Source organism: Streptomyces sp. NPDC025651, from assembly GCF_055558735.1.
In genome coordinates this window covers 1-8,138 of sequence record NZ_JBVHLZ010000028.1, presented here as the reverse complement: position 1 = coordinate 8,138, position 8,138 = coordinate 1, and the positions used below count along the sequence as shown (strand labels likewise).

Sequence of the window (8,138 nt, the reverse complement as noted above, 5' to 3'; positions counted from 1 at the left end):
ACATCCGTACGCAACACCAACGTGTTCACGAAGAAACCAACCAGGTCGTCGAGCGCCTCATCCGTACGCCCGGCAATCGGCGTACCGATCGGGATATCCGTCCCTGCGCCCATCCGCGACAACAGCGCGGCGAACGCCGCCCGCACCACCATGAACACACTCGCACCCGACGCACGCGCCAGCTCGGCCAGGCCCGCGTGGACCTCCGCGTCCACCTCGAAGGCCACCTGCTCGCCGCGGAAGGTCGCCACCGCCGGGCGGGGGCGGTCGGTGGGCAGCTCCAACTGGTCGGGCAGGTCGGCCAGTTGTTGCTTCCAGTACGCGAGTTGGCGGCCCAGCAGGCTCTCGGGGTCGGACTCGTCTCCGAGCAGGTCCCGCTGCCACAGTGCGTAGTCGGCGTACTGCACCGGCAGCGGCTCCCACTGGGGAGCGCGGCCGTCGGCCCGGGCCTCGTACGCGGCCGCCACGTCCCGCGCCAGCGGCACCATCGACCAGCCGTCACCCGCGATGTGGTGCAGCACCACCACCAGGACGTGCACGTCTTCTGCCGGCGCGAAGAGCCGGGCGCGCAGCGGTACGTCGACCGTCAGGTCGAAGCCGCGCTCGACCTGCTCGATCACCAGCTCCGGGAGCTTCTCCTCCGTCGTCGCGGTGACGTCGAGCGTGGGCCAGGGCCCTGCTCCGTCGGATATCTCGTGGATCTCACGGATCTCCTGGAACGGCACCCCGTCCGCGCCCTCGGGGAAGACCGTGCGCAACGACTCGTGCCGGACGACGATGTCCCGCAGCGCTGCCCGCAGCGCGTCCCGGTCCAGGGTTCCGGTGAGCCGCAGGGCGACGGGCATGTTGTAGGTGGCGGCCGTCGCGCCTTCGAAGCGGTTGAGGAACCACATCCTGCGCTGGGCGAAGGACAGCGGTACCTCGGCCGGGCGGTCCATCGGCACCAGCGGCGCGCGGGCGTCGCCGGCCTCCGCCAGCCACTCCGCGAGCCCGGCCACCGACGGCGCCTCGAACAGGGCGCGCAGCGGGATCTCGATGCCGAGCACCGTCCGGGCGCGGCTCACCAGGCGGGTGGCGAGCAGGGAATGGCCGCCCAGGTCGAAGAAGTTGTCGTCGATGCCGACCCGCTCCACACCCAGCACCTCGGCGAAGACCGCGCAGAGCACCTCCTCACGCCCGTCCCGGGGAGCGCGGCGCGCTCCGCCCGGGGAGCCGTTGAGCTCGGGGGCGGGCAGGGCCCGTGGGTCGAGCTTTCCGTGGGCGGTCAGGGGGAGTTCGGTGAGGGGAACGATCGCGGTCGGCACCATGTGCTCGGGGAGCCGGCCGCCGAGCGACTTCAGGGCCGCGTCCGTATCCAGTGCCGTGCCGGGTGCCGGGACGGCGTAGGCGACCAGGCGCTTGTCTCCCGGCTGGTCCTCGCGCATGAGGACCGTGGCGCGGTCGATGCCGGGGTCTTCCGTGAGGGCTGCTTCGATCTCACCGGGTTCGATGCGGAATCCGCGCAACTGGACCTGCGCGTCCGCACGCCCCACGTAGTCGAGGGTGCCGTCCGCCCGCCACTTCACGAGGTCGCCTGTGCGGTACATCCGCTCGCCGCCGGCCCCGAACGGGCAGGCCACGAACCGCTCCGCCGTCACGTCGGGCCGCCCCGCGTACCCGCGGGCCACCTGCACACCTGCCACATACAGTTCGCCGGCCACGCCCACCGGCACCGGGCGCAGACCACCGTCCAGCACGAACACGCGGTTCTCGCCCTGCGGGCGCCCGACCGGGACCCCGCCGGAGTGCAGCGCTTCGCCCGGCCGCACCCTGTGTTCGGTGACGTTCACGGTCGTTTCGGTCGGCCCGTAGGCATTGACGACCACCGCCCTCGGGTGGCGTCGCCGCCACTCCGTCACGTCCGCGCCCGCCAGGGCCTCGCCGCCCAGCACCAGCTCTCCGGTGGGCGAAACCTGTTCCGGCAGGGCGAGGAGCAGCGGGACGTGGCTCGGTGTCGCCTTCATGAACGACGGGGCGTGCCGGTCCCGCTCGGCGCCCGGGGCCTTCGGCATCCGCAGCAGGTCGACGGCACGGGCGCGGCCGCCCGACACCAGGGGCAGCAACACGGATGCCATCGTCATGTCGAAGGTGACCGGAGACTGCCACGCCACCACGTCCGAGGCCTCCGGGTGGGATGCCCGCGCCCACGTCAGGTAGCCGACCAGTGAGCGGTGTTCGACGACCACGCCCTTCGGGAGCCCCGTCGAGCCGGAGGTGTACACGACGTATGCCGCATGTTCCGGGAGGGGGGCGGCGCCGGTGCCGCCCGCGTCCGCCGTGTCGTCCGCCCGCCCGTCCACGGGGACCCGTGCCAGGTCGTCCGGCAGGGCCGCCGTGGTACGGGCGGTGGTGACGGCGCAGACGGGCCGCATGTCCCGGCACATCAGAGCGACCCGTTCCGCCGGGTACTCCTCGTCGACGGGCAGGAGGACGGCGCCCGCCTTCCACACGGCCAGCATCGCCACCACGAACTCGATCGAGCGGGGCAGCGCCACTGCCACCGTGCGCTCGGCTCCGGCGCCCCGCGCCGTGAGGAGCCGCGCCAGGCCCTCGGCCCGCGCGTCCAGCTCCGCGTACGACAGCGTGTCGTCGCCGCACTCCACCGCCACCGCGTCCGGCACCCGCCGCGCCTGCTCAGCGAACAGGTCGAGCACCGTGGTACCGGCCGACGATGCGCCGTCCGCCCCCGGGCCCCACTCGTCCAGGACGAGGCGCCGCTCCCGCGGCGACAGCAGCTCCGCCGCGGCCACCGGGCGCTCCGGGTGCGCGACGAGCTCCCTCAGCAGCCGTTCGAACCGGCGCGCCATCGCCTCAGCGGTGCTCCGGTCGAACAGGTCGGTGGCGTAGGTGAGTTCGCCGGTGATGCCGTCGGGCCTGCGGTCGGCGTCGAAGGCCTCGTCGAGGTTGACGGAAAGGTCGAACTTGACGGCTTCCAGCTCTGCCGGTTCGCCGGCGAGTACGAGGCCGGGGAGCTCCAGGCGGGGCGGGCTGGTGTTCTGGAAGGCCAGCATCACCTGGAACAGGGGGTGCCGCGACATGGAGCGGACGGGATTCAGTACGTCCACGAGGTGCTCGAACGGCACGTCCTGGTGCGCGAAGGCCCGCAGGTCGGATTCCCTGACGCGCTCGACCAGTTCACGGAAGGTGGGATCACCGGACAGGTCGGTGCGCAGCACCAGCGTATTGACGAAGAACCCGACCAGATCGTCCAGCGCCTCGTCCGTGCGCCCTGCCACGGGGGAGCCGATCGGGATGTCCGTCCCCGCGCCGAGCCGGGAGAGGAGCGCCGCGAGCGCCGCGCGCACGACCATGAAGACGCTCGCGCCCGTTTCGCGCGCGAGGTCGGTGAGGTCCTGGTGGAGCCGTGCGTCGAGGCGGATGCCCACGTGTCCGCCCCGGTGGGTGGACACGGCGGGGCGGGGCCGGTCGACGGGCAGCTCCAACTGCTCCGGCAGCTCGGCGAGTTGCTGCTTCCAGTACGTGAGTTGGCGACCCAGCAGGCTCTCCGCGTCGGCACCGTCGCCGAGCAGTTCCCGTTGCCACAGCGCGTAGTCCGCGTACTGCACGGGGAGCGGTTCCCACTCCGGGGCCCGGCCTTCGGCCCGCGCCGCGTACGCCGCCGCCACGTCCCGCGCCAGCGGCGCCATCGACCAGCCGTCGCCCGCGATGTGGTGCAGGACCACCATCAGGACGTGCGTGGTGTCGTCGAGCATGAACAGCTGTGCCCGCAGCGGAAGTTCGCGGGTCACGTCGAATCCGCGGTCCGTCTCCCGGGCCAGCGCGGCGGGCAGGGCCGTCTCCGTGAGGCGGGTCAGCGGGAGCTCCACGCGGGCGGCTGCGGTGTCGACGATCCGTTGCCGGGGGGTGCCGTCCGCGCCCTCGGGGAAGACCGTGCGCAGGCTCTCGTGCCGGGCGACCACGTCCCGCAGGGCCGCCGCGAGGGCGTCGCGGTCCAGGGTGCCGGTCAGGCGGAGCGCGATGGGCATGTTGTACGTGGCGGCCGTCGCGCCTTCGAGGCGGTTGAGGAACCACAGGCGCCGTTGGGCGAAGGACAGGGGGACGTCCGCCGGTCGGGACGAGGAGCGGGTCAGGACGGCGCGTGCGCCATCGGCGTCGGCGACGCGCTGGGCCAGTTGCGCCACGCTCGGCGCCTCGAACAGGGCGCGCAGCGGCAGCTCCACGCCGAGCACCGTACGGACCCGGCTCACCAGGCGGGTGGCGAGCAGCGAGTGCCCGCCCAGGTTGAAGAAGCTGTCCTCGGGGCCGACCCGGTCCAGGTCGAGGACCTCGGCGAACAGCCCGCACAGCACCTCCTCCTGCGCTGTGCGCGGCGCCCTGCCCCGGGCCGGGGCGGAGAAGTCGGGTACGGGCAGCGCCTTGCGGTCGAGCTTGCCGTTCACCGTCACGGGCAGCGCGGACAGGACGACGACGGCGGCGGGCACCATGAACTCCGGCAGGCGGGCGCCCACGAACCGCCGCAGCTCACCCGGCTCGACGGTGGAGCCGGCCGCCGGCACGACATAGGCGACGAGGCGGGCGTCGCGGCCCTCACCGGAGAGGACCGTGACCACGGCCTGCCCGACGGACGGGTGCGCGGCGACAGCCGATTCGACCTCGCCGAGCTCCACACGGAATCCGCGGATCTTCACCTGGAAGTCGGTACGGCCGAGGAACTCGATGTTCCCGTCGGACCGCCACCGCACCAGGTCCCCGGTGCGGTACATGCGCTGCCCCGCGGGGCCGTACGGGTTCGCCACGAACCGGTCCGCGGTGAGGTCGGGCCTGCCCACGTAGCCGCGGGCCAACTGCACTCCCGATACGTAGAGTTCGCCGGGCACACCGGCCGGGACCGGACGCAGCCGGTCGTCCAGCACATAGGCGCGGGTGTTCCACACGGGGGCGCCGATCGGCACGCTCGGGGCGCCGGGCTCGTGGCGGACCACCCATCGGGTGACGTCGATGGACGCCTCCGTGGGCCCGTACAGATTGAAGAGCCCCGAGTCCAGGGTGTCGCGGAACTTCTCGGCGAGCTCCAGGGAGGTGGCCTCGCCGCCGAGGATCACCGTGTGCAGCGTCGTACACGTGGAGGCGGTCGGCTCCGCCAGGAACACGGCGAGCATCGACGGCACGAACTGCAGCGTCGTGACCCGCTGGGCGCGGATGACCTCGACGAGGTAGGCGGGGTCGCGGTGCCCGCCGGGGTCGGCGACCACGAGGGTCGCACCGACCTGAAGGGCCCAGAAGAACTCCCATACGGAGACGTCGAAGCCGGTCGGTGTCTTCTGCAGGATGCGGTCACCGGCCCCCTGCGGGTGCTTGGCCTGCATCCACGCGAGCCGGTTCACGATGGCGTCGTGCGGGATCAGCACGCCCTTGGGGCGGCCGGTGGATCCGGAGGTGTAGATCACGTACGCGGGATGGGACAGGGTCAGCGGCGCGGTCCGGTCGGCGTCGCCCAGGCCGGTGTCCGGGTAGCGGGCGAGCGACTCCTCGAAGCCGGGGGCGTCGAGGACGACGGCGGGCAGCGTGCCCGGAAGCAGGTCCACGGTGTCGGCCGAGGTGAGGACGCACACGGGGCGGGCGTCGTCGAGCATGTACGCGATCCGGTCGGCCGGGTACTCGGGGTCGACGGGAAGGTAGGCCGCCCCTGCCTTCACGGTGGCGTACACCGCAACGACCTGGTCGATGGAGCGGGGCAGGGCGAGGGCGACGAGCCGCTCCGGCCCCGCGCCCCGCTCGACGAGCAGGCGCGCCAACCGGTTGGCACGGGCGTCGAGTTCCGCGTAGGTGAGTTCGACGTCCCCGTGGACCACGGCCGTCGCGTGCGGGGTGCGCGCCACCTGCTCCTCGAACAGCACGGGCAGCGGGGCCTGCCGGACCGGGGTGTCGGTGCTGTTCCACTGCTCGACGATCCGCCGACGTTCCTCGGGGGCCAGCACGTCGAGCGCCGTGACGGGCCGGTCCGGGTCACGGACCACACCGCGCAGGACACGCTCGAAGCGGGCCACCAGTTCCTCGGCCGTGCCCCGGTCGTACAGGTCGGTGGCGAATTCCAGGACGCCGGCGAGACCTCCTTCGGCACCGGTGTCCGTGTGCAGCTCGTCGAGGTAGACGCAGAGGTCGAAGCGGGCGGCCGGAGCCGCGGCCGATTCGGCGGCCACGGTGAGGCCGGGGAGCCGGAGCCGTGGCTGCTCGACGTTCTGGAAGGCGAGCATCACCTGGAACAGCGGGTGCGACGCCATCGACCGGGCCGGGTTGAGCACCTCCACCAGGTGCTCGAAGGGCACGTCCTGGTGTGCGTGTGCCGCCAGGTCCGTCTCGCGGACGCGTTCCACCAGTTCGCGGAAGGTGGGGTCACCGGACAGGTCGGTGCGCAGCACCAACGTGTTCACGAAGAACCCGACCAGGTCGTCGAGCGCCTCATCGGTACGCCCGGCCATCGGCGAGCCGATCGGGATGTCCGTCCCCGCGCCGAGCCGCGACAGCAGCGCCGCGAACGCCGCCCGCACCACCATGAACACACTGGCGCCCGACGCACGCGCCAGCTCCGCGAGGCCCTTGTGCAGCTCCGCGTCCAGCGCGAAGGTCAGGCTGTCGCCACGGTAGGAGGCGACGGCGGGGCGCTGGCGGTCCGTGGGGAGCGCCAACTGCTCCGGAAGATCGGCTAGTTGTGCGGTCCAGTAGGCGAGTTGGCGGCTCAGAAGGCTGTCGGGGTCGTTCTCGTCGCCCAGCAGCTCCCGCTGCCACAGCGCGTAGTCGGCGTACTGCACCGCCGGCTGCTGCCACTGCGGGGCATGACCGCCGACCCTTGCCTCGTACGCCTGCGTCACGTCCCGCGCCAGCGGCGCCATCGACCAGCCGTCACCCGCGATGTGGTGCAGCACCACCATCAGTACATGCGTGGTGTCGTCGAGGGTGAAGAGCCACGCCCGTATGGGCAGTTCGTCGGTCAGCGCGAATCCGCAGCCCGCGGCCTCGGCCACGCGCGCGGGCAGTTCGTCGGGGGTCGTCCGGACCGCGTCCAGTGCCACGGCGGCCTGGTCGGTGTCGAGGATGCGCTGGTACGGGGTGCCGTCGGGGCCTTCGGGGAAGACCGTGCGCAGGCTCTCGTGGCGCTCCACCACGTCCCGCAGGGCCGCGGCGAGCGCGTCCCGGTCCAGGGTGCCGGTCAGGCGCAGCGTGATGGGCAGGTTGTACGTCGAAGTGGCCGAGCCCTCGAAGCGGTTGAGGAACCAGAGGCGCCGCTGGGCGAACGACAGCGGCACCTCGGCGGGGCGATCGGCGCGGACCAGCGCCGCACGCGCGGCCGTACCGTCGGCCGCGATCCGCTCGCCGAGCTGGGCCACACTGGGCCCCTCGAAGAGAGCGCGCAGCGGCAGCTCGACGCCGAGGCGGGTACGGATGCGGCTGATCAGGCGAGTGGCGAGCAGAGAGTGGCCGCCCAGGTCGAAGAAGCTGTCGTCGATCCCGACCCGCTCCACGCCCAGCACCTCGGCGAAGATCGCGCAGAGCGCGTGCTCGCGCTCGGTGCGCGGCGCACGGAAAGCCGAGGCCGCGGCGTAGTCGGGGGCGGGCAGGGCGCGTCGGTCGAGCTTTCCGTTCGCCGTCAACGGCAGCACGTCCAGCACCACGACCGCGGCCGGGACCATGAACTCCGGCAGACGGCCGCTCAGGTAGCTCCGGATCTCGGTTCCGTCTGCCTCTTCGCCATCGCGGGGCACGACGTAGGCGACCAGGCGCTTGCCGCCGGGCTGGTCCTCACGAGCCACCACCGCAACCTGCGCGACAGCGGGATGCGCGGCGATGACCGCCTCGACCTCACCCAACTCCACACGGAACCCACGAACCTTCACCTGGAAGTCCGCCCGCCCCAAAAACTCCACCGTGCCATCGGCACACCACCGCGCCAGGTCCCCCGAGCGATACATCCGCTCCCCCGCACCCGCGAACGGATCAGCGACGAACCGCTCCGCCGTCAGACCCGAACGGTTCAGATAGCCCCGCGCCAACTGCGCACCCGCCAAATACAGCTCACCCGCCACACCCACCGGCACCGGACGCAACGCCTCATCCAGCACATACACCCGACTGTTGGCCAC

Annotated in this window: 1 pseudogene; it reads right to left on the bottom strand. The window is 72.4% G+C overall.

The features are described from left to right. Positions 1–8,132 (bottom strand): annotated as a pseudogene (locus ACZ4D5_RS43365) (amino acid adenylation domain-containing protein); the annotation flags it as partial. Positions 8,133–8,138 lie beyond the last annotated feature (6 nt).